The 24430-nt window shown below is 38.5% G+C and carries 24 protein-coding genes and 1 other annotated feature; all 24 genes read left to right on the top strand.

The features are described from left to right. Positions 1-253 precede the first annotated feature (253 nt). Positions 254-1192 (top strand): sigma-E processing peptidase SpoIIGA, encoded by a 939-nt coding sequence (gene spoIIGA / locus RCG20_RS17785; RefSeq protein ID WP_308181453.1) that lies wholly within the window; start codon positions 254-256, stop codon positions 1190-1192. A gap of 45 nt (positions 1193-1237) precedes the next feature. Continuing rightward, on the top strand, positions 1238-1957 hold the full coding sequence (gene sigE, locus RCG20_RS17790; protein WP_308181454.1) for an RNA polymerase sporulation sigma factor SigE: 720 nt from the start codon (positions 1238-1240) through the stop codon (positions 1955-1957). 173 nt (positions 1958-2130) lie between these two features. Next, entirely contained in the window at positions 2131-2910 is a 780-nt protein-coding gene (gene sigG, locus RCG20_RS17795) for an RNA polymerase sporulation sigma factor SigG (protein ID WP_308181455.1), read from the top strand. 103 nt (positions 2911-3013) lie between these two features. Next, positions 3014-3283, top strand: coding sequence for a YlmC/YmxH family sporulation protein (locus tag RCG20_RS17800; protein WP_308181456.1), 270 nt, complete (start codon positions 3014-3016; stop codon positions 3281-3283). A gap of 201 nt (positions 3284-3484) precedes the next feature. Continuing rightward, the gene (pgeF, locus tag RCG20_RS17805; RefSeq protein WP_308181457.1) at positions 3485-4315 is read left to right on the top strand and encodes a peptidoglycan editing factor PgeF; all 831 of its coding nucleotides are present in this window, start codon (positions 3485-3487) and stop codon (positions 4313-4315) included. After that, on the top strand, positions 4312-4989 hold the full coding sequence (locus RCG20_RS17810; RefSeq protein ID WP_308181458.1) for a YggS family pyridoxal phosphate-dependent enzyme: 678 nt from the start codon (positions 4312-4314) through the stop codon (positions 4987-4989). The genes pgeF and RCG20_RS17810 overlap by 4 nt, the downstream gene beginning before the upstream one ends. Positions 4990-5001: 12 nt before the next feature. After that, positions 5002-5433, top strand: a complete 432-nt coding sequence (locus RCG20_RS17815; protein WP_308181459.1) for a cell division protein SepF — start codon at positions 5002-5004, stop codon at positions 5431-5433. Positions 5434-5439: 6 nt separating this feature from the next. Beyond that, the gene (locus RCG20_RS17820; protein ID WP_308181460.1) at positions 5440-5703 is read left to right on the top strand and encodes a YggT family protein; all 264 of its coding nucleotides are present in this window, start codon (positions 5440-5442) and stop codon (positions 5701-5703) included. A 27-nt stretch (positions 5704-5730) separates the two neighbouring features. Next, the gene (locus tag RCG20_RS17825; protein WP_308181461.1) at positions 5731-6504 is read left to right on the top strand and encodes a YlmH family RNA-binding protein; all 774 of its coding nucleotides are present in this window, start codon (positions 5731-5733) and stop codon (positions 6502-6504) included. Positions 6505-6592: 88 nt separating this feature from the next. Beyond that, positions 6593-7108: a DivIVA domain-containing protein gene (locus RCG20_RS17830; protein WP_308181462.1), complete on the top strand. Its 516-nt coding sequence runs from the start codon at positions 6593-6595 to the stop codon at positions 7106-7108. Between the two features lie 129 nt (positions 7109-7237). Further along, positions 7238-7480 (top strand) — a binding site (T-box leader). 249 nt (positions 7481-7729) lie between these two features. Beyond that, positions 7730-10501, top strand: coding sequence for an isoleucine--tRNA ligase (gene ileS, locus RCG20_RS17835; RefSeq protein ID WP_308181463.1), 2772 nt, complete (start codon positions 7730-7732; stop codon positions 10499-10501). A 240-nt stretch (positions 10502-10741) separates the two neighbouring features. After that, the gene (locus RCG20_RS17840; RefSeq protein WP_308181464.1) at positions 10742-11035 is read left to right on the top strand and encodes a hypothetical protein; all 294 of its coding nucleotides are present in this window, start codon (positions 10742-10744) and stop codon (positions 11033-11035) included. Between the two features lie 72 nt (positions 11036-11107). Beyond that, positions 11108-11599, top strand: a complete 492-nt coding sequence (gene lspA / locus RCG20_RS17845; RefSeq protein WP_308181465.1) for a signal peptidase II — start codon at positions 11108-11110, stop codon at positions 11597-11599. Further along, positions 11571-12482, top strand: a complete 912-nt coding sequence (locus tag RCG20_RS17850; RefSeq protein ID WP_308181466.1) for an RluA family pseudouridine synthase — start codon at positions 11571-11573, stop codon at positions 12480-12482. The genes lspA and RCG20_RS17850 overlap by 29 nt, the downstream gene beginning before the upstream one ends. Before the next feature lie 177 nt (positions 12483-12659). Then, entirely contained in the window at positions 12660-13199 is a 540-nt protein-coding gene (pyrR, locus tag RCG20_RS17855; protein WP_308181467.1) for a bifunctional pyr operon transcriptional regulator/uracil phosphoribosyltransferase PyrR, read from the top strand. Positions 13200-13365: 166 nt separating this feature from the next. After that, positions 13366-14685 (top strand): solute carrier family 23 protein, encoded by a 1320-nt coding sequence (locus RCG20_RS17860; protein WP_308181468.1) that lies wholly within the window; start codon positions 13366-13368, stop codon positions 14683-14685. A gap of 149 nt (positions 14686-14834) precedes the next feature. Next, the gene (locus RCG20_RS17865) at positions 14835-15776 is read left to right on the top strand and encodes an aspartate carbamoyltransferase catalytic subunit (RefSeq protein WP_308181469.1); all 942 of its coding nucleotides are present in this window, start codon (positions 14835-14837) and stop codon (positions 15774-15776) included. Further along, positions 15736-17022 carry a dihydroorotase gene (locus RCG20_RS17870; RefSeq protein WP_308181470.1) on the top strand — a complete coding sequence of 429 codons (1287 nt, stop codon included), beginning with the start codon at positions 15736-15738 and terminating at the stop codon, positions 17020-17022. Before RCG20_RS17865 ends, RCG20_RS17870 begins: the two co-directional genes overlap by 41 nt. After that, complete coding sequence (locus tag RCG20_RS17875; RefSeq protein ID WP_308181471.1) at positions 17019-18125, top strand: carbamoyl phosphate synthase small subunit; 1107 nt, start codon at positions 17019-17021, stop codon at positions 18123-18125. The genes RCG20_RS17870 and RCG20_RS17875 overlap by 4 nt, the downstream gene beginning before the upstream one ends. After that, positions 18104-21307 carry a carbamoyl-phosphate synthase large subunit gene (carB, locus tag RCG20_RS17880; RefSeq protein WP_308181472.1) on the top strand — a complete coding sequence of 1068 codons (3204 nt, stop codon included), beginning with the start codon at positions 18104-18106 and terminating at the stop codon, positions 21305-21307. Before RCG20_RS17875 ends, carB begins: the two co-directional genes overlap by 22 nt. Then, a complete protein-coding gene (locus RCG20_RS17885) occupies positions 21304-22083 on the top strand; it encodes a dihydroorotate dehydrogenase electron transfer subunit (protein WP_308181473.1) in 780 nt (259 codons plus the stop codon). The genes carB and RCG20_RS17885 overlap by 4 nt, the downstream gene beginning before the upstream one ends. After that, on the top strand, positions 22080-22991 hold the full coding sequence (locus RCG20_RS17890) for a dihydroorotate dehydrogenase (protein ID WP_308181475.1): 912 nt from the start codon (positions 22080-22082) through the stop codon (positions 22989-22991). Before RCG20_RS17885 ends, RCG20_RS17890 begins: the two co-directional genes overlap by 4 nt. Then, positions 22992-23708, top strand: coding sequence for an orotidine-5'-phosphate decarboxylase (gene pyrF, locus RCG20_RS17895; protein ID WP_308181476.1), 717 nt, complete (start codon positions 22992-22994; stop codon positions 23706-23708). Continuing rightward, entirely contained in the window at positions 23705-24334 is a 630-nt protein-coding gene (pyrE, locus tag RCG20_RS17900) for an orotate phosphoribosyltransferase (RefSeq protein ID WP_308181477.1), read from the top strand. The genes pyrF and pyrE overlap by 4 nt, the downstream gene beginning before the upstream one ends. Positions 24335-24430: the final 96 nt, after the last annotated feature.

Below are 24430 nucleotides of genomic sequence, written 5' to 3' on the forward strand. Positions count from 1 at the left end.
TGCAATTTGGAACCTTGGCGACTGGTCTTACGCAATCTGCTCTTCCTCCTCGAGACACTTACACTTTCAATATTCTCTAATCTGACAAAATCCCCGGGAAATAGTAAAAATTTCTGTTTTTTTGATTACACAAAGTGACACACTTCATCACTGCATATGCGTTATACTTTTTCATAATCAGAATAATAGAACAGCCTGTAATATGTCTTCTAATGCTATTTAGATAGAATCTGATAGGATGTGTGAAAGCTATTTGACTGTTTATTTAGATGTTATCTGGGTTCTTAACTTTTTATTTGATAGCCTGCTCCTTTATTTAACAGCATTATTTCTAAAAAGAACCATTCGAATTTGGAGGTTATTAGCTGGTGGTTTTATTGGGTCACTCATTATTTTATTATCTTTTACACCATTGAATACAATATCGGGAAATCCTGTCTCAAAATTATTGTGTTCAGTGGCGATGATTCTGGCCGTTTTTGGTTATAAACGGTGGCGCTTTTTTGTAAGGGCACTATTGACCCTTTATTTTTCAACTTTTTTAATTGGTGGGGCTTTAATTGGGGCCCATTACTTTATTCAATATGATAGTAAATTAACAACAAATGTACTTATTTCCAATGTTCAAGGCTTTGGAGATCCAATAAGTTGGCTATTTGTACTAATTGGCTTTCCTATCGCGTGGCACTTTTCAAAGGCGAAAATTGAAAATATGGAAATGGCCAAAATCCAATTTGACCAAATTGTGAGTGTTTCCTTGAAACTGTATAATGAAATATTTGTTTTCAAAGGGTTAGTTGATAGTGGGAATCAACTGTATGATCCGTTATCCAATATGCCTGTGATGTTTGTTTCCATCAAAAACCAACTTGATTCAATCCCAGAACCTTTAAAAAGGATGACTCTTGATCCTGAGCTTGTGTTAAAGGGGGATGAAAGCATTCCGCTAGAATGGAAAAGCCAATTAAGAGTAATTCCTTGTCGGGTTGTTGGACAAGAGCATCAACTCATCGTGGCGATTAAGCCAGAAACTATCATGATAAAAACAGGTGACAGAGTTTATGAATGTAAAAAAGGGCTTGTTTCCTTCACAATGCAGCAACTTTCATCAGATGATGCCTTTCAATGCATTGTTCATCCAAAGATGCTCACCGGGCCAAAACAGCGGTGTGAAGAGGTAAGAGTAGGTTAATATTACTATACTCAGTAAAAACATAATTTAGAAGGAGGAACTTCCATGAAAAAATGGAGACTTCGCTTATCATACTTATGGTCAAAGCTTTTAATCAAACTTGGTATGAAAACGGATGAAGTTTATTACATTGGGGGAAGTGAAGCATTACCGCCCCCTCTAAATAAAGATGAGGAAGAGGTTTTGCTAAATAAACTTCCAAGTGGGGACAAAGCAGCAAGATCAGTTCTAATCGAAAGAAACCTCAGGCTAGTCGTTTATATTGCTAGAAAATTTGAAAATACAGGAATTAATATTGAAGACTTAATTAGTATTGGGACAATTGGGCTTATAAAAGCTGTTAATACGTTTAATCCTGAAAAGAAAATAAAGCTTGCTACATATGCATCAAGATGTATTGAAAATGAAATATTGATGTATTTAAGAAGAAATAATAAAATTCGTTCAGAAGTTTCCTTTGATGAACCACTAAACATAGACTGGGATGGCAATGAATTACTTTTATCAGATGTTCTTGGAACCGACGAAGACATCATAACCAGAGATCTTGAAGCAAATGTTGATCGGAAACTGTTATCAAAGGCATTGCATCAATTAACTGAGCGTGAAAAGCAAATCATGGAACTTAGATTTGGACTTACAAATGGCGAGGAGAAAACTCAGAAGGACGTAGCAGATATGCTTGGAATTTCACAGTCTTATATTTCAAGATTAGAAAAAAGAATAATAAAAAGGCTTCGAAAAGAGTTTAATAAAATGGTGTAGAAAAGTAGTAAAAAAAAATAAATTTTTTCAAAGAAAAATAGTGATTATTTAAGGAAATAATTGCAATTTATATCATTTCCAGGTAGTTTATTAGCTTGGTCAATGTGCATATTTTTCCTGCTCGAGGAGATACTGTTTTTAGTACAGCAGCTCCTATGAGGAGGGAAAACAGATTGACTCGAAATAAAGTTGAAATTTGCGGTGTCGATACATCAAAACTTCCTGTATTAAAAAATGAAGAAATGAGATTACTCTTCAGGCAAATGCAAGCGGGCGATATAACAGCAAGGGAAAAGTTAGTTAATGGAAACTTAAGGCTCGTATTGAGTGTTATCCAGCGGTTTAACAACCGGGGTGAGTTTGTTGATGATCTATTCCAAGTTGGATGTATCGGTCTAATGAAGTCGATTGATAATTTTGATTTAGGTCAAAATGTTAAGTTTTCTACGTATGCGGTACCAATGATTATTGGAGAAATTCGCCGTTATTTACGTGATAATAATCCTATTAGGGTCTCAAGGTCACTCCGTGATATTGCTTATAAGGCTCTCCAAGTAAGAGAGCGCTTAATGAGTGAAACCTCGAGGGAACCTACGGCCCAAGAGATTGCAAAGGTTTTAGATGTTCCACACGAAGAAATCGTCTTTGCATTAGACGCAATTCAAGATCCAGTTTCTCTATTTGAACCAATTTACAATGATGGTGGCGATCCAATTTACGTTATGGATCAATTAAGTGATGAACGTAATAAGGACACAAATTGGATTGAGGAAATTGCATTAAAAGAGGGAATGCGAAGGTTAAATGAACGAGAAAAATTAATTTTGCGAAAGCGTTTCTTCCAAGGGAAAACACAAATGGAAGTGGCCGATGAGATTGGAATTTCCCAAGCACAAGTATCAAGGTTGGAAAAAGCGGCTATTCGACAAATGAATAAAAATATTCAAAGTTAGGGCTGTCCATCGGGCAGCTTTATTTTTTTTTAATAAGAACCATCAATACTTTCTAAAAAGCAATCATATATTTTTATAATAAGGAAAGTAGGAGTGAGGGATGATGGTGAAAATATCTGAGTTTCAAATAAAGGATGTTGTAAATATTTCAGATGGAAAAAAACTTGGCAATATTGCGGATATTGAAATTAATTTAACAACTGGGATCATTGAAGCTGTGGTTATATCGGGGAGTGGAAAGGTACGGGGTTTTTTTGGGAAGGAAGAAGAGGTTGTGATCCCATGGAAAAATATATTAAAAATCGGGCAGGATGTCATTTTGGTTCGTTTTAAAGGAAATGGGGATAACCAGTTTGATGATAGACAAGTTTAAAAGGCAATTAAGATGACCATTTTGTGGTAAACTATATAAAACTGGTAAATTTTATTGTCATTAAACCATTTTTGGCTCATTTGGATGAAGAAAAAATTCCACAGAAATTAATTCTTGCAGAATTTAAGCATAAATGAGCCAAAAATAAACCGTGATTTGACTTATCCTTTTTCCAAAAATACATACACATGAGGTAAAAGAATGGAGCCTTTTATTTTACAAAAAAATCCTTATTTTCTGATCGAGAGATGGATGAGTCAATTTCCAGGCCTTGTCGCCGGAATAACTACTAAAAATGACGGATATAGTATGGGAAAATTCAAAAGTCTCAATCTTGGCTTTCATGTTGATGATGTGCAAAAAGATGTACGGTCTAACAGGGAAAAGATATCTACATTAATTGAGTTTCCGCTAACATCGTGGGTGGGAGCAGAACAGACCCATAATACTGTCATTCGTAAAATAACTTCGATTGATCAGGGGAAAGGTTCCGAATCCTACGAAGATTCCTTTAAAGGTACCGATGGCTTTTATACTGATGATCTCGGGATTTTGTTAACACTTTGCTTTGCAGATTGTGTCCCCCTTTTTTTTATAGCCCCTGAAAGAGGGATGATTGGGGTAGCTCATGCTGGATGGAAAGGAACTGTCAAGCAAATTGCTAACCAAATGGTAGAATTGTGGAAAACGGAGGGGATTGCTCCAGAACAAATTTTTGCAGCAATTGGACCTTCTATCTGCGAAAAATGTTATATTGTTGATAAACATGTCATAGAATTCGTTCAAAAGATACTAGAAGATGTCGAAAAAAAACCATATAATCAAATCAAAGAAGGTCAATACTCATTAGATTTACGCGAAGTCAATCGTTTATTATTGTGTAAGGCAGGAATACCAGAACAGAATATCTTAATGACGGGGTATTGCTCAAGCTGTGAGCATGAGCAGTTTTTTTCACATCGCCGCGACCAGGGTCGAACAGGAAGGATGTTAAGCTTTATTGGCTGGAAGGAGGATTCGAGTCGTTTATGAAGGTTACTGCTAAACTAGAAGCAATCAGACAACAAATGAATAATGCATGCCTCAAAGTAAATCGAAATCCTAATGAAATAAAACTGATCGCTGTTACAAAGTATGTCAGTAGGGAAAGAGCAGAGGAAGCAATTGATGCCGGAATATGCGATCTTGGTGAAAATCGTGATGAGGGGCTTCTTGAAAAGTGGGAAGTTCTAAAGGACAAGCCTGTTTGGCATTTCATCGGATCACTTCAAACACGAAAAGTAAAAAATATAATTGATAAAGTTGATTACATACATTCTCTAGACCGGATGGCACTTGCTGAAGAAATCAATAAACGATCATTAAAGAAAATGAAATGCCTTATCCAGGTGAATGTTTCTGGGGAAGAGTCAAAGCATGGACTAAGTCCTGATGAAGTTATCAATTTTACTCTGCAACTACTTCCTTTTGAGAATATCACCATTGTAGGTTTAATGACGATGGCCCCTTTAACGGATGATGCAGATGTGCTTCGCGGATGTTTTCGAAGATTAAAGGAACTACAAAAACAAATCCAAGCCTGTAACTTGAAATTTGCACCATGCACTGAGCTTTCAATGGGGATGTCAAATGACTTTTCTATTGCGATTGAAGAGGGTGCAACGATGGTGCGAATAGGGACTGCGCTTGTCGGCGAAGATGAATAGGAGGTGTTTGGAATGAGTATTAAAACAAAATTTAAAACTTTTTTCTTTTTGGATGATGAGTATGAAGACAATGAAGAAATTGTGGAAGAAAATGAGCCTACAAAAAATCAAAAACAGCATTCTAAACCGCAAAATGTTGTAAGCTTGCAGAGTGTTCAAAAATCATCAAAGGTAATTTTAATTGAACCAAGGGTATATGCAGAAGCCCAAGATATTGCTGATCATTTAAAAAATCGTCGCGCTGTAGTTGTAAATCTCCAACGAATTGAACATGATCAAGCAGTAAGAATTGTGGATTTTTTGAGCGGCACGGTCTATGCAATCGGTGGAGATATTCAAAAAGTTGGCTCAAGTATTTTTCTTTGCACTCCTGATAATGTTGAGGTTTCGGGCAATATATCCGAAATAATGAAAGAACATGAATTCGAAGAAACGAGGTGGTAAGTTTAAATGGCACTTTTGTATATTGTACTTACAAAATTACTTAATTATTATTCATATGCCTTAATCATTTATATTTTAATGTCTTGGTTTCCGAATGCTCGAGAAACTGCAATTGGTCGGTTCCTTACAAAAATCTGTGAGCCGTACTTAGCTCCTTTTCGAAAAATTATTCCTCCGATTGGAATGATAGATATCTCTCCACTTGTGGCCATTTTTGTGTTGAATTTTGCATCATCAGGACTAACAACAGTATTTCAATGGCTTGCATAGCTTAGTTAAAGAAATAAGGAGTCATCCATGAACATTTACCAGCATTTTAGACCTGAAGAAAAAGAGTTCATTGATCAAGTGCTTAACTGGAAGGATTTTGTTGAAAACACATATGTTCCGAAGTTGACGGACTTTCTTGATCCAAGAGAACAACATATTTTAAAAACAATTATTGGCCAGCATATTGATCTTACATGTGAATTTTTTGGAGGAAGTTTATCGTCTGAAAGGAAAAGAGCCTTACTAGTACCTGCCTATGAGGTAGTAGATCCTGTAGATTTTCAAATCCAATTATTTGAGATTGACTATCCAAGTAAATTTGTGACCATTGAACACCCGCAAGTATTGGGGAGTTTGATGTCATTAGGATTAAAACGAGGAAAATTTGGAGATATTCTTTTTCAAGATAAACGAATTCAACTCTTTATTTGTCATGAAGTTAGTGACTATGTTAAAACTCAAGTTCAATCAATTGGAAGGGCAAAAGTAGCATTTTCATCAGTTGGACTTGAAAATGCCATTTGTTCGAACGAAACCTTGGATGAAGAATGGATTACGGTATCTTCACTCCGTCTTGATACGGTTATATCTGGTATCCATCATGTATCTAGGCAAAAGTCGCTAAGTTTTATCCAACAAGGACTTGTTAAAGTAAACTGGACATTAATTGAAAATCCTTCGTTTGAATGTGATGAGGGTGATTTGATTTCAACCCGAAGTTATGGCAGAGTGAAAATTTTGTCAATAGAAGGGAAAACGAAGAAAGAAAAATGGCGAATAAATGTTGGAAAACAAAAATAATTTCTTTAATTAAGCAGGATTTTCGTGGGTAGTGTCGAAAATTCCTATATACATATAGATGCTGACAAATGATTATGGAGGTGGCGTAATGCCTTTAACGCCGTTAGATATACACAATAAAGAGTTTAATAAAGGGTTCAGAGGTTATGATGAAGATGAAGTAAATGAATTTCTTGATCAAGTCATTAAGGATTATGAGCTTGTTCTTAGAGAGAAAAAAGAATTGGAAGAGCGTTTGTCTGAAAATAAGGATCGGTTGGGCCATTTTGCCAATATCGAAGAAACATTGAACAAATCAATTATAATTGCCCAAGAAGCAGGGGAAGAAGTAAAGCGCAATGCTCAGAAGGAAGCAAAACTTATCGTTAAAGAAGCTGAAAAAAATGCGGACCGTATTGTAAATGAATCCCTTTCAAAAGCACGAAAAATTGCAATGGAAATTGAAGATCTTAAAAAGCAATCAAAAGTATTCCGTACACGCTTTAAGATGTTAGTAGCAGCACAGCTGGATCTTCTTGATAACGATGACTGGGATCATTTGTTGGAATATGAAATAGATGCAACTGAGTTAAAATCTACAGAAGCTGAAGATTCATTCGCTTGACTAAAAGATAATAATTCGAATATAATTCAAAGAAAAGCGGAAGCGCTAGAGTTTCATACGCTTAGTTGTTCTATAAGTTTGAATAAGATCTAAATTTTGATAATCAAATTAAGTGAAAATAGAATGTAGACATTGACGATGATAGGGAAAGTACAATTTTTTCAAATACTTTTAACAGCGAGCTGGGGATGGTGTAAGCCTAGTAAAAGTGGAAAATTGGAAGATCCCCCTTGAGTTCCCGGTTGAAACCCTTATAAAGGTTAGTAGGCTTAGGCGGTTTATTCCCGTTACGAATGAATGAGCAGGATGGCATGAGATTAAATTTGCTGTCTATCAGGGTGGTACCGCGGGAAAAACCTTCTCGTCCCTATTTGGGATGAGAGGGTTTTTTGTCTTTTCTACAGAAAGGCGAGTTTTCTTTAGCTAATCAGAATTTATATCCATAAATTCTGCTAGCGCATAAGGGCAACTACGTCTCTGTCATCGCCCTTATGGGCTCGCCAATCGGCGAGTTTTCTTTAAAATAAATTTCACTAAGAAGTGAGAGGTTTTAGACATTTTTTGTTTTTAACTGTTAATAAGCTATTCTGTTTTATATAAAGTAATATTGGAGGAAGAAAAATGGATTATAAAAATACGTTATTAATGCCACAAACTGAATTCCCGATGAGAGGAAATCTTCCAAAAAAAGAACCTGAAATTCAGGCAAAATGGGAAGAAATGAATATTTATGGGAAAGTACAGGAACGGACAAAGGATAGACCTATGTACGTTTTACATGATGGTCCGCCGTACGCAAACGGAGATATTCATATGGGGCACGCCCTTAATAAGATATTGAAGGATTTTATCGTTCGCAATAAATCTATGAGTGGATTCCACGCACCATATGTACCAGGCTGGGATACTCACGGTCTTCCAATTGAGCAAGCATTAACAAACAAGGGTGTAAAACGCAAAGAAATGACTGTTGCTGAATTCCGCAAACTTTGTGAAGAATATGCACTTGAGCAAGTAAATAATCAACGCACTCAATTCAAACGCCTTGGTGTCCGTGGGGATTGGGAAAATCCATATATTACATTAAAGCCGGAATATGAAGCACAACAAATAAAAGTATTTGGGGAAATGGCGAAAAAAGGCTATATTTACAAAGGTAAAAAGCCTGTTTATTGGTCTCCATCAAGTGAATCTGCACTTGCAGAAGCAGAAATTGAATACCAAGATAAGCGCTCCGCTTCTATTTATGTTGGTTTTAAAGTGAAAGACGGTAAGGATGTTCTTGATACAGATACCCAGATTATTATTTGGACAACAACTCCTTGGACAATTCCTGCTAACCTTGGAATTTCCGTCCACCCAGATTTAACTTATGTAGTAGTGAAGGCAAACGACAACAAATATTTAGTTGCAGAAGCATTGCTTGAAGCTGTGACGACAGAAATCGGTTGGGAAAACGTTGAGGTAATTCAAAAGGTAAAGGGAGCAGAACTGGAGTATATCGTTGCAAGTCATCCACTTTATGATCGCGATTCACTTGTTATGCTTGGTGACCATGTTACAACAGATGCAGGAACTGGCTGCGTTCATACAGCTCCTGGTCATGGTGAAGATGACTTTTATGTTGGTCAAAAATATGGATTGGATGTTCTCTGCCCTGTAGATGACAGAGGAATTATGACGGATGAAGCACCTGGATTTGAAGGTTTATTTTACGAAGAAGCTAATAAACCGATTGGTCAAAGCTTAGAGGAAGCAGGCGCTCTCTTAAAGCTATCGTTTATCTCCCACTCATATCCACATGATTGGAGAACAAAAAAACCAGTAATCTTCCGAGCAACTGCACAATGGTTTGCATCCATTAAAGATTTCAGAAACGAATTATTAGATGCAGTAAAGGAAACAAAATGGGTACCATCATGGGGTGAAACTCGCCTATTTAATATGGTTCGTGATAGAGGCGATTGGTGTATTTCTCGTCAACGTGCCTGGGGAGTTCCGATTCCGGTATTTTATGCGGAAAACGGTGAGGCAGTTATTACAGATGAAACCATTAACCATGTATCAGCTTTATTCCGTGAAAATGGTTCTAATATTTGGTTTGAACGTGAAGCAAAAGATTTGCTCCCAGTAGGGTTTACCCATCCTGGTAGCCCAAATGGAACGTTTACAAAAGAAACAGATATCATGGATGTTTGGTTTGACTCTGGGTCATCCCATCAAGCAGTTCTTGAAGAAAGAGAAGACTTAGTTCGACCTGCAGATCTTTATTTGGAAGGCTCAGATCAATACCGAGGCTGGTTTAACTCATCTCTATCAACTTCTGTAGCTGTTACTGGGAAAGCACCATATAAAGGGGTTTTAAGTCACGGTTTTGCTCTTGACGGTGAAGGTAGGAAAATGAGTAAATCAATAGGAAATGTTGTTATTCCTGCTAAAGTCATGAATCAGCTTGGTGCAGATATTTTACGTTTATGGGTTGCGTCGGTTGACTACCAAGCTGATGTACGTGTATCAGATGCTATCCTAAAACAGGTTGCAGAGGTTTATCGGAAAATCCGGAATACTTTCCGCTTCTTGCTTGGAAATCTTGCCGACTTTAACCCTGAAACAGATGCAATTTCCTATGAAAACTTACGCGAAGTTGATCAATTTATGCTTGTTAAATTAAATAAATTGATCAAATATGTAAAAAATGCTTATGATCATTATGAGTTTGCAGGTATTTATCATGCAATAAATAATTTCTGCACCCTCGATTTAAGTTCATTTTATCTTGATTTTGCAAAAGACGTTTTATATATTGAAGCAATGGACAATCAGGAACGCCGTGCTATTCAAACGGTTTTATACGAATCATTGATTTCACTAACAAAACTAGTAACGCCAATCCTTTCCCATACAGCAGATGAAGTTTGGCAGTTTATCCCATCTGTCAAGGAAGAAAGTGCTCAATTAACTGATATGCCGGAATCTATTGAGTTTGATAATGCTCAAATGTTAGAACAAAAATGGAATTCTTTCATGAAGCTTCGCAATGATGTTTTAAAAGCTCTTGAAGAAGCAAGAAATGAAAAAGTAATTGGTAAATCTTTAACAGCTAAAGTAACCTTATATGTAAATGAAAATACACGAGAACTTCTTGAATCAGTTCAAGAAAGTTTGACACAATTGTTTATTGTATCAGGTTTTGAAGTTGCTGGAACCTATGAAGAGGCACCAGAAAATGCAATTAAGCTTGATACTGCAGCCATTCTTATTTCAAAAGCAGATGGTGAAACATGTGAAAGATGTTGGGTGGTTACGACGGAGGTTGGTCATGACCACAGCCATGAGACACTTTGCCCACGTTGTGCCGAGGTAGTAAACGAACATTATTCACATCTAGCATAAAGAAAACTCGCTGATTGGCGAGCCCCTATGGGCGATGACAGATGCGTAGTTGACCTTATGCGCTAGCAGAATTTATGGATATAAATTCTGCTTAGCTAAAATATTCCCCGTGCAAATTGCACGGGGTTTTCCTTTTTTTGCTACCCCCGTTAATTGTTGTAGTTGATGTCAAATGTTTTCCCGTGTGAGCGAGGCATTAGCGGTAATAATAATAAAAAGACCTTAACGGAGGTTACAATCATGAATGCTTTGTTTGAAAGGCTGTATTTGGAACTCCGTCAATCTGAACTCGAAATTAAGGAATCTTTACAAAAAAGACAGGAAAAGGACTGGCTAAAGCCTATACTAGAGGATGAATTAGCAGATATTGTTTCCACTATTTCAAAAATAGAAAAGGGGAAATTTGGTCAATGTGAAATTTCTGGTGAATTGATCCCTGATAAAATTTTAAAAAATATCCCAACTTTAAAATCAATAAATGACTTCCGAAGCATGGATTCATTTTATCGAAAACCAATTGACTCTCGTAGTTAGTTTGTCGTTTCATTAAAGAGTGTGCTAAAATGCTAAGGAAGGTCATCGCTAAAGTAGTGGAGGTAAGTCTTAGTGTTTTATTATTTAATTGCTCTTTTTGTTATATTAATGGATCAAATTACGAAATGGCTTATTGTCAGTAGAATGCAATTCGGAGAAAGCATACAAATTATCGATAAAATTCTTTATATCACTTCCCACCGTAATCGGGGGGCTGCGTGGGGAATTTTACAGGGACAAATGTGGCTTTTTTATGTAATTACGTTGATTGTTATTGCTGCGATCGTTGTTTATATTCAGAGAGCGGCAAAGGGTAAATGGCTCTTGGGACTTTCTCTAGGGTTAATGCTAGGCGGTGCAATTGGGAATTTTATTGATCGCGTGATTCGAAAGGAAGTTGTTGACTTCATTCATGCTTTTATTTTTGGATATAATTTCCCAGTCTTTAATATTGCTGACTCGGCTTTGTGCATTGGGGTAATTTTATTAATGATTCAAATGTTACGAGACGAGAGGGAAACAAAGGAGAAATCTTATGGAGAAAATGGAACACACCATTCTTGAAGATCAAAAAGGAGATCGAATCGATAAAGTGATTTCGACTCTAGATCCAGAGTGGTCTAGAACACATGTCCAACAATGGATTAAGGATGGTCATGTCATTGTCAATGGACATAGTGTTAAAGCAAATTACAAATGTTCATTAAACGATAAAATTGAAATTTCCATTCCTGAACCGGAAGAATTAGATGTTATTCCAGAGGAAATGAATTTAGATATCTATTTTGAGGACAGAGATGTTCTTGTTGTTAATAAACCAAGTGGAATGGTTGTACATCCAGCTCCTGGGCATCCAAATGGGACTCTTGTGAATGGTCTAATGGCACATTGCAAGGATCTTTCAGGAATCAATGGAGTACTTAGACCAGGGATTGTACATCGGATTGACAAAGATACTTCAGGTTTATTAATGGTTGCAAAAAATGATATGGCGCATGAAAGTCTTGTGAATCAATTAGTGAATAAAACAGTTACAAGGAAATATAAAGCAATTGTTCATGGCGTGATCCCACATGACTTTGGCACCATTGACGCCCCTTTAGGCAGAGATCAAAAAGAGCGACAGAGCATGACCGTCGTGGATCATGGAAAACATGCTGTAACACATTTTAATGTACTTGAACGTTTTAAGGATTTTACATTAGTTGAGTGCCAATTGGAAACAGGCCGTACACACCAAATTCGTGTCCACATGAAATATATTGGCTTCCCACTTGCTGGTGATCCAAAATATGGTCCAAAGAAAACACTTGATATTGATGGACAAGCCTTACATGCCGGTATCCTTGGATTTATTCATCCGAGAACAGAGGAGTATTTGGAATTTGAAGCACCACTCCCAGCAGACTTTGAGGAATTACTGGGCAAATTAAGAAATAACCATTGACATCACATGAGGTGTAAAGTAGAATAACAATAGTTGAATATGCCTTTAAATCAGTCCCGTGAGGCTGAGAAGGAACGGATCATTTATAGATGCTTGAATTTCTTCTATAAATAAACTTGTTTACCTCTCACTCACTGGTGAGAGGTTTTTTATTTTTAGGAAGAGCAGGTGATTATCATGCAAAAAGCACTTGTACTTGATGTGCAGGCGATTCGTCGATCATTAACCAGAATAGCTCATCAAATTATTGAAAAAAACAAAGGGATTGAAGAATGTGTCCTTGTAGGCATTCGGACGAGGGGCATTTACCTTGCAAGACGACTTGCTGAACTTATTGAGGAAATTGAAGGACAATCCATCTCAGTCGGTGAAATAGATATAACTCTATATCGGGATGACTTAACAAAAAAAACAGACAATCAAGAGCCACTTGTGAAGGGGTCGGAAATTCCCGTTGATATTACAAACAAAAAAGTAATCCTTGTCGATGATGTTTTATATACAGGTAGAACGGTAAGAGCTGGAATGGATGCGATAATGGATATCGGACGACCATCAGCAATCCAACTTGCAGTATTAGTAGATCGAGGCCACCGTGAGCTTCCAATCAGAGCGGATTATGTTGGTAAAAATATACCAACCTCAAGCTCTGAAAAAATTGATGTAGAATTGGTTGAAGTTGATTCAGTAGACCAAGTAAGTATCAAGGAAAAATAAATAACCCTTTTAAATACAGTCCAGTGAGGCTGGCAAAGGGGAAGGACGTTACGAGAATTTCGGTCTTTCTGTACCCCTTTGCCCTAATACTGGCAGAGGGGTTTTTTGAGGAAAAGGGCATTCTAGAAATAATAGATAAAGCTTCAAATTCAGAGGGGGAATTAAAATGAATAATAAACCAATTTTAGATATAAATGAAATTCCAAAACCAGGGCAATGGCTAACATTAAGCTTACAACATTTATTCGCCATGTTTGGTGCTACAATCTTGGTACCTTATCTAGTTGGTCTAGATCCCGCAATTGCACTCATTTCAAGTGGACTTGGAACGTTAGCATTTTTGCTACTTACCCAATGGAAAGTCCCTGCTTATCTTGGTTCATCATTCGCATATATAGCCCCGATTATCGCTGCAAAAGCTGCAGGCGGCCCTGGAGAGGCAATGATCGGAACTTTTATTGCAGGATGTGTTTATGTAACTGTAGCATTAATTATAAAAAAATCTGGCTATCGTTGGATCATGAATTTGCTTCCTCCAGTTGTAGTAGGTCCAGTAATTATCGTTATTGGCTTGGCTCTTTCTGGTACAGCGGTCGGCATGGCAATGAATAATCCAGCAGGAAAATATAGCATGCTTCACTTTTCAGCTGCATTAGTCACACTGGCAGCAACCATTATCTTTACGATTTACTTTAAAGGAATGCTAAGCATTATCCCAATCCTATCAGGAATTATTGTTGGTTACATCTATTCAGTAATTATTGGAATCGTTGATTTTAAACCGGTAATGGCTGCACATTGGTTTGAAATGCCATCATTCATTTTTCCAGTCATTGATTATAAAATACACTTTTCTTTAGATATCCTTCTGTTGATGGCACCAATTGCAGTCGTAACGATCTCAGAACATATTGGGCATCAACTTGTACTAAGTAAGATTGTTGGACGGAATTATATTAAAGACCCAGGGCTACATCGTTCAATACTTGGAGATGGAACTGCTACGATTATTTCAGCCCTAATAGGTGGCCCTCCAAAAACAACGTACGGTGAGAATATTGGAGTACTAGCAATAACACGTATATATAGTGTATATGTAGTTGCAGGTGCTGCTGTTATTGCTACTATCTTCGGATTTATCGGAAAGATAACTGCATTGATTCATTCTATACCAACACCTGTTATGGGAGGCGTGTCAATCCTCCTGTTTGGAATCATTGCATCATCTGGATTAAGGATGCTTGTTGACAGTAAAATTGATTTTGGAGACAAACGAAATCTCGTGATATCTTCAGTCATCCTTGTCATCGGTATCGGTGGAGCATTCGTTAAAATCTCAGATCACTTTCAAATTCAAGGAATGGCTTTGGCTGCGATCGCAGGAGTTTTACTAAACCTTATTTTACCAGGAAAACCAACCTCATCTGAGGACATGTTTGAAGAGCATAATGAAGATAATAAATTAAAAGATGCATCAACCTTTTAAATAAGTCCATGAGAGTCTTATAAGGGTGTGAGCATTTCTGGATACTACTGTGAGGGGTGAAATATACCCTATAACCAGAAGCTCAAGAATCAGCACCCTGATCAATAAGATCAGGGTGCTTTTTTTACAAATAAATAGGAGGAACTAGGATGAAGCATTTACTTACGACAAATGAATTACATGTAGAGGAAATCTTCGAAATTCTTTCTGATGCACAGGCTTTCGCTGATGGGGTAATATGGCATCCACAAAAGCCTATGGTTGTGGCCAACCTATTTTTTGAATCAAGTACAAGAACAAGAAGTAGCTTTGAAATGGCGGAGCGGAGGCTTGGCTTAGAGGTTATTCCATTTGATGTCCAAACATCAAGTGTTCAAAAAGGAGAAACTCTTTACGATACAGTTAAAACAATGGAATCGATTGGGATTAATGCTCTTGTAATACGCCATTCCCAAGACTGTTATTTTGAAAATCTATTAGATAAAATAAATATCCCCATTATTAATGCAGGTGATGGATGTGGGCATCATCCAACCCAATCCCTCCTTGACCTTTTGACCATTCAACAGGAATTTGGCCATTTTAACGGTATTAAAGTAGCGATTATTGGAGACATTCATCATAGTAGAGTGGCTCGTTCTAATGCAGATGCTTTGATAAGGCTTGGGGCAGAAGTAGTTTTCTCAGGCCCACAGGAATGGTTTGACGAGGATATGATGAGGCAATGTCGATATGAACCAATAGATAAAGCGATTTCTAGTTCAGATGTTGTCATGCTCCTTCGCATTCAACATGAACGCCATCAAAATGATGGAAACTTTACCTCTACAAGTTATCACAAACAATTTGGTCTCACGGTCGAGAGAGAAAAACAGATGAAGAACGGCAGTATTATCATGCATCCAGCACCTGTTAATCGTAATGTTGAAATTGCGGATAGCCTTGTAGAATGTGGGCGCTCACGAATATTCAAACAAATGCAAAACGGTGTATTTATCAGAATGGCCACTTTAAAAAGATCGCTTAAAAGCCTTGAAGGGGGACATAAGAATGCAACTTCTTATTCAGAACGCAAGCTATATAGCATTTGATGGAACAATAAAACAAGGTGAAATACTCCTGAGAGATGGAAAAATTGACATGATTGAGAGCAGGATTGATCAAGATGATGTTAAAAAAATAGATGCTACTGGTTTGTTGGTGGCTCCAGGATTTATTGACCTCCATGTCCATCTGCGCGAGCCTGGTGGTGAAAAGAAGGAAACAATCGCAACAGGAACACTAGCTGCGGCGCGTGGTGGGTTTACGACAGTTGCTGCAATGCCCAACACTCGCCCAGTGCCAGACTCTAAAGAACAAATGGAAAAGTTACAAGAAAGAATTAAGGAAACAGGTAATGTCCGAGTTCTCCCATATGCTTCGATCACGGTTCGTGAACTTGGTCAAGAATTGACAGATTTTAAGGCACTGAAAGAAGCAGGAGCATTTGCTTTAACGGATGATGGGGTTGGTGTTCAGTCGGCGGGAATGATGCTTAGGGCGATGCAAGAAGCTGCTGCTGTTAATATGACAATCGTTGCGCACTGTGAGGAAAATACACTCATTAATAAAGGTTCAGTTCACCAAGGTACTTTTGCTGAAAAAAATGATTTAAACGGTATCCCTTCTGTTTGCGAATCAGTCCAAATTGCCAGGGATGTGCTACTTGCTGAAGCTGCTGGCTGCCATTATCATGTTTGCCATATAAGCACGAAGGAATCTGTGCGAGTTGTGAGAGATGCAAAGCGTGCAGGTATTAAAGTTACTGCTGAAGTCACTCCACATCATTTGCTCTTATGTCAAGATGATATTCCAAATCTTGATGCTAACTTTAAGATGAACCCGCCTCTTCGTGATTCGGCTGATAGGGATGCACTTATCGAGGGCCTTTTGGATGGTACGATTGATTTTATTGCCACAGATCATGCCCCACATACTAGTGAGGAAAAAAGTGAAGGGATGGTACGCGCACCATTCGGCATTGTTGGATTGGAAACAGCCTTCCCACTTTTATACACCCACTTAGTTCTAAAAAATATTTTGAGCGTTGAGGAGCTGATTGGCTTGTTAACGAAAAAACCCGCAGCTGCGTTTGGGCTTCCATATGGAAAAATAGAAAAAGATGCACAAGCAGACTTGGTTCTTCTCAATTTGAATAATGAACAAACGATTGACCCGAAAGAATTCTTGTCAAAAGGGAAAAATACACCATTTGCTGGATGGAACTGTAAGGGCTGGCCAGTGATGACTATATCAAATGGAAAAATAGTATGGGGAAAAGGAAGTGCAACTGAATGAAAAGACAGCTTATTTTAGAAGATGGTACCATTTTTATTGGCAAGGCTTTTGGAAGTGATGCAACTACAATGGGCGAAGTTGTATTTAATACAGGAATGACTGGCTACCAAGAAATCCTTTCTGATCCTTCATACTGTGGACAAATGGTTACACTGACATACCCTTTAATTGGAAACTACGGGATTAACCGGGATGACTTTGAATCTATTTGCCCAGCAATTAAAGGTTTGATTGTAAAAGAAGTAACTGAATATCCATCGAATTGGCGAAATGAAATGACGCTTAATGATTATTTTAAAATGAAAAAGATACCTGGAATTTCAGGGATTGACACTCGAAAATTAACAAGGATTATACGTCAACATGGGACATTAAAAGGGGCTATCTGCAGTTTAGAAGAAGACCCACAAGAAGTATTGGGGAAATTGCGGTCCACTGTGCTTCCGATCGATCAAGTTTCGCAGGTATCAACAAAAAATCCATATCCAAGCCCAGGTCGTGGGAAGAGAGTTGTTCTTGTCGATTTTGGAATGAAGCATGGGATTTTACGTGAATTAATCGGACGAGGTTGTGATATCATCGTTGTTCCATATAATGCAACTGCTGATGAAATTCTTCAACTAAGCCCAGATGGGATTATGCTGTCAAATGGACCTGGAGACCCTAAAGATGTACCGGAAGCGATTGAAATGATAAAAGGTATAGTAGGGAAAATTCCTTTCTTTGGAATTTGTCTAGGGCATCAATTATTTGCTCTAGCAAGTGGAGCTGATACGGTGAAAATGAAGTTTGGACATCGCGGCTCAAACCATCCTGTTAAGGATTTATCAACGGGGAAAATAGCCATTACATCACAGAATCATGGGTATACAGTAGAAGAAAATTCAATTGTTGGTACAAGGTTAGTTGTTACCCATATTGCTCTTAATGATGGAACAATAGAGGGATTAAAGCACTTGGAGTATCCGGCATTTACAGTCCAATACCATCCTGAAGCATCACCGGGACCTGAGGATGCCAATAGCCTATTTGACCAATTTATGCAAATGATCGAATCAGAAAAACAGGAGGTTTCAGCATCATGCCAAAACGTACAGATATAAAATCCATCCTAGTAATTGGCTCAGGTCCGATTATCATTGGACAGGCAGCTGAATTTGATTATGCTGGTACACAGGCCTGTATGGCGCTTAAAGAAGAGGGATATAGGGTTATTCTAGTAAACTCAAATCCTGCAACGATCATGACTGATACAGAAATTGCTGATACCGTTTATATCGAGCCTCTAACCCTTGAATTTGTCAGTAGAATTATTCGGAAAGAATGCCCTGATGCACTTTTAGCAACCCTTGGAGGACAGACTGGTCTGAATTTAGCAGTTGAATTAGCCAAATCTGGTGTGCTTGAGGAATGTGGCGTTGAAATCCTTGGAACAAAGCTTTCAGCAATTGAACAAGCAGAGGACCGTGAGTTGTTTCGCACGTTGATGAATGAACTGAATGAACCAGTTCCACCAAGTGAAATTGTTCATGAATTGGCAGAAGCAGAGGGTTTTGTTGCAAAGATTGGATACCCGGTTATTGTTCGTCCAGCGTACACGCTTGGAGGAACGGGTGGAGGGATTTGCCGTAATCAAGAGGAATTGGAGGAATTCGTGACTAGCGGTTTAAAACATAGCCCTGTCCATCAATGCCTCCTTGAAAAAAGTATTGCCGGTTTTAAGGAAATTGAATATGAGGTAATGAGAGATTCAAATGACAATGCCATTGTAGTCTGCAATATGGAAAATATTGACCCAGTCGGAGTTCATACCGGTGATTCAATAGTTGTTGCACCAAGCCAAACACTAAGTGACCGAGAATACCAACTCCTGCGTAATGTTTCCTTGAAAATTATTCGTGCACTAAAAATTGAAGGTGGCTGTAATGTGCAGCTTGCTTTGGATCCAGATAGCTATAAGTATTACATCATCGAGGTGAATCCAAGGGTAAGTCGTTCATCTGCCCTAGCTTCCAAAGCAACAGGATATCCTATCGCAAAACTTGCTGCGAAGATTGCAGTAGGATTAACCCTTGATGAAATGCTTAATCCTGTGACCGGAAAAACATATGCAAGCTTTGAACCTGCTTTAGATTATGTCGTCAGCAAAATTCCAAGATGGCCGTTTGACAAATTTGAAGCAGGAAATAGATCGCTTGGAACGCAAATGAAAGCAACCGGCGAAGTCATGGCAATTGGTCGTACATTTGAGGAATCACTGTTAAAAGCAATTCGCTCACTTGAGGGGGGCGTTCATCATTTTGAATTAAATGGTGCCCAAGATATTGACGATGCACTCCTCGAAAAACGTATTTGTAAAGCTGGGGATGAGCGCCTCTTTTACATCGCTGAAGCACTAAAACGAGAAATAACGATAGAAACAATCCATCAATGGAGTAAAATCGACCTATTTTTCCTAAAGAAAATGGAAGGGATTATTGCCTTAGAAGGAGTAGTCGCTCAAAATCGATTTGAGCAGGAAGTACTAACAGAAGCAAAACAAAAAGGATTTTCTGATAAAAAAATTGCGGAACTATGGGAATGCACTGATACAGAAATTTATAATTGGCGAAAGGAACATGGAATAGTGCCTGTTTATAAAATGGTTGATACCTGTGCAGCAGAATTTGAATCAGAAACACCTTACTACTATGGAACGTACGAGGATGAAAACGAATCAATCCGAACTGATAGAAAAAGTGTCATTGTCCTTGGGTCTGGCCCGATTCGAATCGGACAAGGAATTGAATTTGATTATGCTACGGTTCATTCAGTTAAAGCTATTAAAGAGGCTGGCTATGAAGCAATCATTATTAACAGTAATCCCGAAACTGTTTCAACTGATTTCAGCATATCCGATAAGCTTTATTTTGAACCATTGACGATAGAGGATGTTATGCACATCATTGATCTAGAGAAGCCAGAAGGAGTGGTGGTTCAATTTGGAGGTCAAACAGCCATCAATTTGGCTGCAAAGCTTACGGAATATGGGGTTACTATTCTTGGAACAAGTCTCGAGGATTTAGACAGAGCTGAAGACCGGGATAAATTCGAGCAAGCTCTAAAAGAATTGAATATTCCAATGCCTATGGGTAAAACAGCTCTTTCAGTAGAGGAATCGCTTTTGATTGCCAAAAGGATTGGTTATCCTGTATTGGTTCGCCCATCTTATGTACTTGGGGGACGGGCAATGGAGATTGTCTACCGAGAAGAAGAACTGCTTCACTATATGGAAAATGCCGTAAAAATAAATCCTGAACACCCAGTATTAATAGACCGTTATTTGACAGGGAAGGAAATTGAAGTGGATGCCATTTGTGATGGTGAAAATGTATTAATTCCTGGGATCATGGAGCATATCGAGCGTGCTGGGGTTCATTCAGGTGATTCCATTGCCGTTTATCCACCGCAAACCCTGTCCGAGGATATAAAACAAAAATTAGTCGAGTATACAGAAAAAATGGCAAGAGGCCTTAATATTATCGGATTGCTTAATATTCAATATGTAATATCGGAGAACAAAGTATATGTTCTTGAAGTAAATCCACGCTCGAGCCGGACTGTTCCATTCTTAAGTAAAATAACGAAAATTCCAATGGCAAGAATTGCTACAAAAGTAATTTTAGGAGTTAGCTTGAAAGAACAGGGATACAAATCAGGCCTCTATCCTGAAAAGTCAGGTGTTTTTGTAAAGGTTCCTGTATTCTCCTTTGCTAAACTGCGAAATGTAGATATTACACTCGGACCTGAAATGAAGTCAACTGGCGAAGTAATGGGTAAGGATATTACGCTTGAAAAAGCATTATATAAAGGGTTGGTTGCCTCTGGCATGAAGATCCAGAAGTTCGGAACGGTACTTTTTACGGTAGCAAATAAAGATAAGGAAGAAGCCTTAAAACTTGCAAAAAGGTTTTCAGCAAATGGTTACCTTCTTATGGCAACAAGTGGGACGGCAGCTGTTTTGAAAGAGGCAGGTCTCAGAGTAGAAGTAGTCGGAAAAATAGGATCTGAGAGCCCAACTTTATTGGATATTATCCAGCAGGGAAAAGCTCAATTCATCATTAATACACTGACAAAGGGGAAACAACCTGAACGAGACGGCTTCCGAATTCGCCGTGAGGCAGTCGAAAATGGGATTCCATGTTTAACTTCTTTAGATACTGCCGATGCCATTCTTAAAGTAATTGAATCGATGAATTTTTCAGCAGAAGCAATGGATAAAGAGGAGGAGGCCGCTTTTTCATGAAAAGAAAAGAAATATGCACAATTATTGCCCAAAATGAAATTGCCGAATCTATTTATGAACTGACAATACATGCGGAATTGACAAAAGATATTACATCTCCTGGTCAGTTTGTGCATATCAAGGTTTCAAACAGCTTAGATCCATTGCTACGAAGGCCGATCAGCATTTCCTCCTTTGATAGAGAGAAGCAGCAAGTAACGATGATCTATCGGAAGGATGGCAAGGGGACATCACTGCTTGCTGAAAAAACGCCTGGAATGGAAATTGATGTTCTAGGTCCATTAGGTAACGGCTTCCCGTTAGCAGAAACGAACGTGGGTGAAACAGCTTTGCTAGTTGGCGGTGGAGTCGGGGTACCACCTCTCTTTGAATTATCCAAGCAGTTAAAAGCAAAAGGGGCTAAGGTTATCCATGTTCTAGGCTTTCAAACAGCTTCTGCCATTTTTTACGAAAATGAATTTTTACAAAATGGTGAAACGTACGTTGCGACGGTTGATGGAACACATGGAGCAAAAGGGTTTGTAACGGATGTGATAACCGAAAAAAATATCCATTTTGATTGCCTCTATGCATGTGGCCCAATCCCCATGTTGAAAGCATTGGAACAACGTTTTCCTGATAAGAAGGTGTATCTATCTCTTGAAGAAAGAATGGCTTGTGCCGTTGGAGCATGCTTTGCCTGTGTTCATAAATGTGCTGATGATACACAAGGAGTTTCATATAAAAAAGTATGTAGTGACGGACCTGTTTTCCGTGCCGGGGAGGTTATACTATGAGAGGTTTGGCCATTGAATTACCAGGTTTAAGCTTGAAAAATCCTATTATGCCTGCTTCCGGATGCTTTGGCTTTGGCAAGGAATACAGCCAGTTTTATGATTTAAGTATTCTTGGGGCAATCATGATCAAAGCAACAACTGTTGAAGCGAGGTTCGGCAATCCAACACCGCGTGTTGCTGAAACAACTGCTGGAATGCTAAATGCAATTGGATTGCAAAATCCTGGACTAGCCAAGGTTATGTCTGAAGAATTGCCATGGCTTTCCCAGTATGATGTGCCGATCATTGCCAATGTTGCCGGGTCAACTGAAGAGGATTATATCGAGGTGGCAAAGGAAATTTCAAAAGTACCAAATGTTCATGCTTTGGAATTAAATATCTCTTGTCCAAATGTAAAGACAGGTGGTATCGCGTTTGGAACGATTCCTGAAGTGGCTAAACAATTAACCCGCAAAGTAAAGTCGGTATCTAGTGTACCGGTTTATGTAAAACTGTCACCTAACGTCACTAATATTGTCGAGATGGCGCAAGCTGTCGAAGCAGGAGGGGCAGATGGTCTGACGATGATTAATACTCTTGTTGGAATGAGAATTGATATAAAAACGGGTAAGCCAATTTTAGCTAACCGAACAGGAGGACTTTCAGGTCCTGCAATAAAGCCGGTCGCGATTCGAATGATTTATGAAGTAAGTCAAGCAGTATCGCTCCCGATTATTGGAATGGGAGGTATTCATTCTGCAGAAGACGTGATTGAATTTTTCTATGCAGGTGCAAGTGCGGTTGCAGTGGGTACGGCTAATTTTGTTGATCCATATGCCTGTCCAACGATTATTGAAGAATTGCCTGCTATCCTTGATAAATTAGGGTATGAGCATATTTCGGAATGCAGGGGAAGGAGCTGGAGATAGTTGGATAACCCTCTGATAATTGCCCTTGATTTTGCTACTGGAAATGATACAAGAAAATTCCTTGAGCGATTTGGAGATCGTAAACTTTTTCTCAAAGTTGGTATGGAGCTTTTTTATCAAGAAGGCCCTAGTGTGATTCAAATGGTAAAGGAATCAGGGCATAATATCTTTCTAGATTTAAAGCTTCATGACATTCCAAACACGGTGAAAAGCGCCATGAAGAATCTTGCTAGACTTGAATGTGATCTTGTCAATGTACATGCTGCTGGTGGTAAGGAAATGATGCAAGCTGCTTTGGAAGGGCTTGATGCAGGGACAAGTGCAGGTCGCAAGCGGCCTGATTGTATCGCTGTTACCCAATTAACAAGCACCTCAGAAACTCAAATGAATAATGACCAGCGTATTCCTGGTTCATTAGCTGAATCAGTTTTTCATTATGCGAGGCTTGCTCAAAATGCCGGTCTTGAAGGTGTGGTTTGTTCAGCATGGGAGGCTGCGGCAATTCGAAGCCAGCTTGGCTCCGATTTTTATACAGTTACTCCAGGGATTAGGATGAGCACTGATAACATCCAAGATCAAAAGCGTGTTGCCACTCCTCAACTTGCAAAAGAGCTTGGCGTTTCGGCCATCGTTGTTGGTCGTTCAATTACAAGGGCAGAGGACCCATTAAAAAGCTATGAGCATTGGATGAAAATATGGGGAGGAAAACATCAATGAAAAAAACAATTGCTGCAAGACTTTTGGAAATTAATGCGGTTGCGCTAAAGCCTCATGATCCATTTACATGGACATCGGGAATGCGCGCGCCGATTTATTGTGATAACCGATTAACATTAACTTATCCAATTATTAGAAGAGAAATCGCTGAAGGATTAGTGAAGTTAATTAAGGATCATTTTCCCAATGCAGAAGCAGTTGCTGGTACCGCTACAGCTGGAATCCCCCATGCTGCTTGGGTAAGTGATTTGCTGAATTTACCAATGTGTTATGTGCGTTCAAAAGCAAAAGGACATGGTAAAGGGAATCAAATTGAAGGACGAGTTGAAAAGGGACAAAAGATCGTTGTTGTAGAGGACTTGATTTCGACTGGTGGAAGTGTAATTACCGCAGTACAGGCCCTTCGCGAAGCAGGTTGTGATGTCCTTGGTGCCGTATCTATTTTTACATACGGATTGGAAAAAGGAAAACAAATGCTGCAGAGCGAAAATATTCAATCCGAATCAATAACAGATTTTGCTACTTTAGTGGAAGTAGCAATTGAAAAGGAATATATAAGCAAGGATGATCAGGAGAACTTGCTTTCGTGGAGTAAAGATCCTGCTGTGTGGAGTAGTAATCATTAATTAATTGCACCTATAGTAAAGTAGGGAAGCCTTGCGAAAGGCTTCCCTACTTGAGTTTATTTTAGTTTTTTGCATCAGGGTGGTACTGTAAATTAG

Source organism: Neobacillus sp. PS3-40 (assembly GCF_030915485.1).
Lineage (GTDB): Bacteria > Bacillota > Bacilli > Bacillales > Cytobacillaceae > JAUZPL01.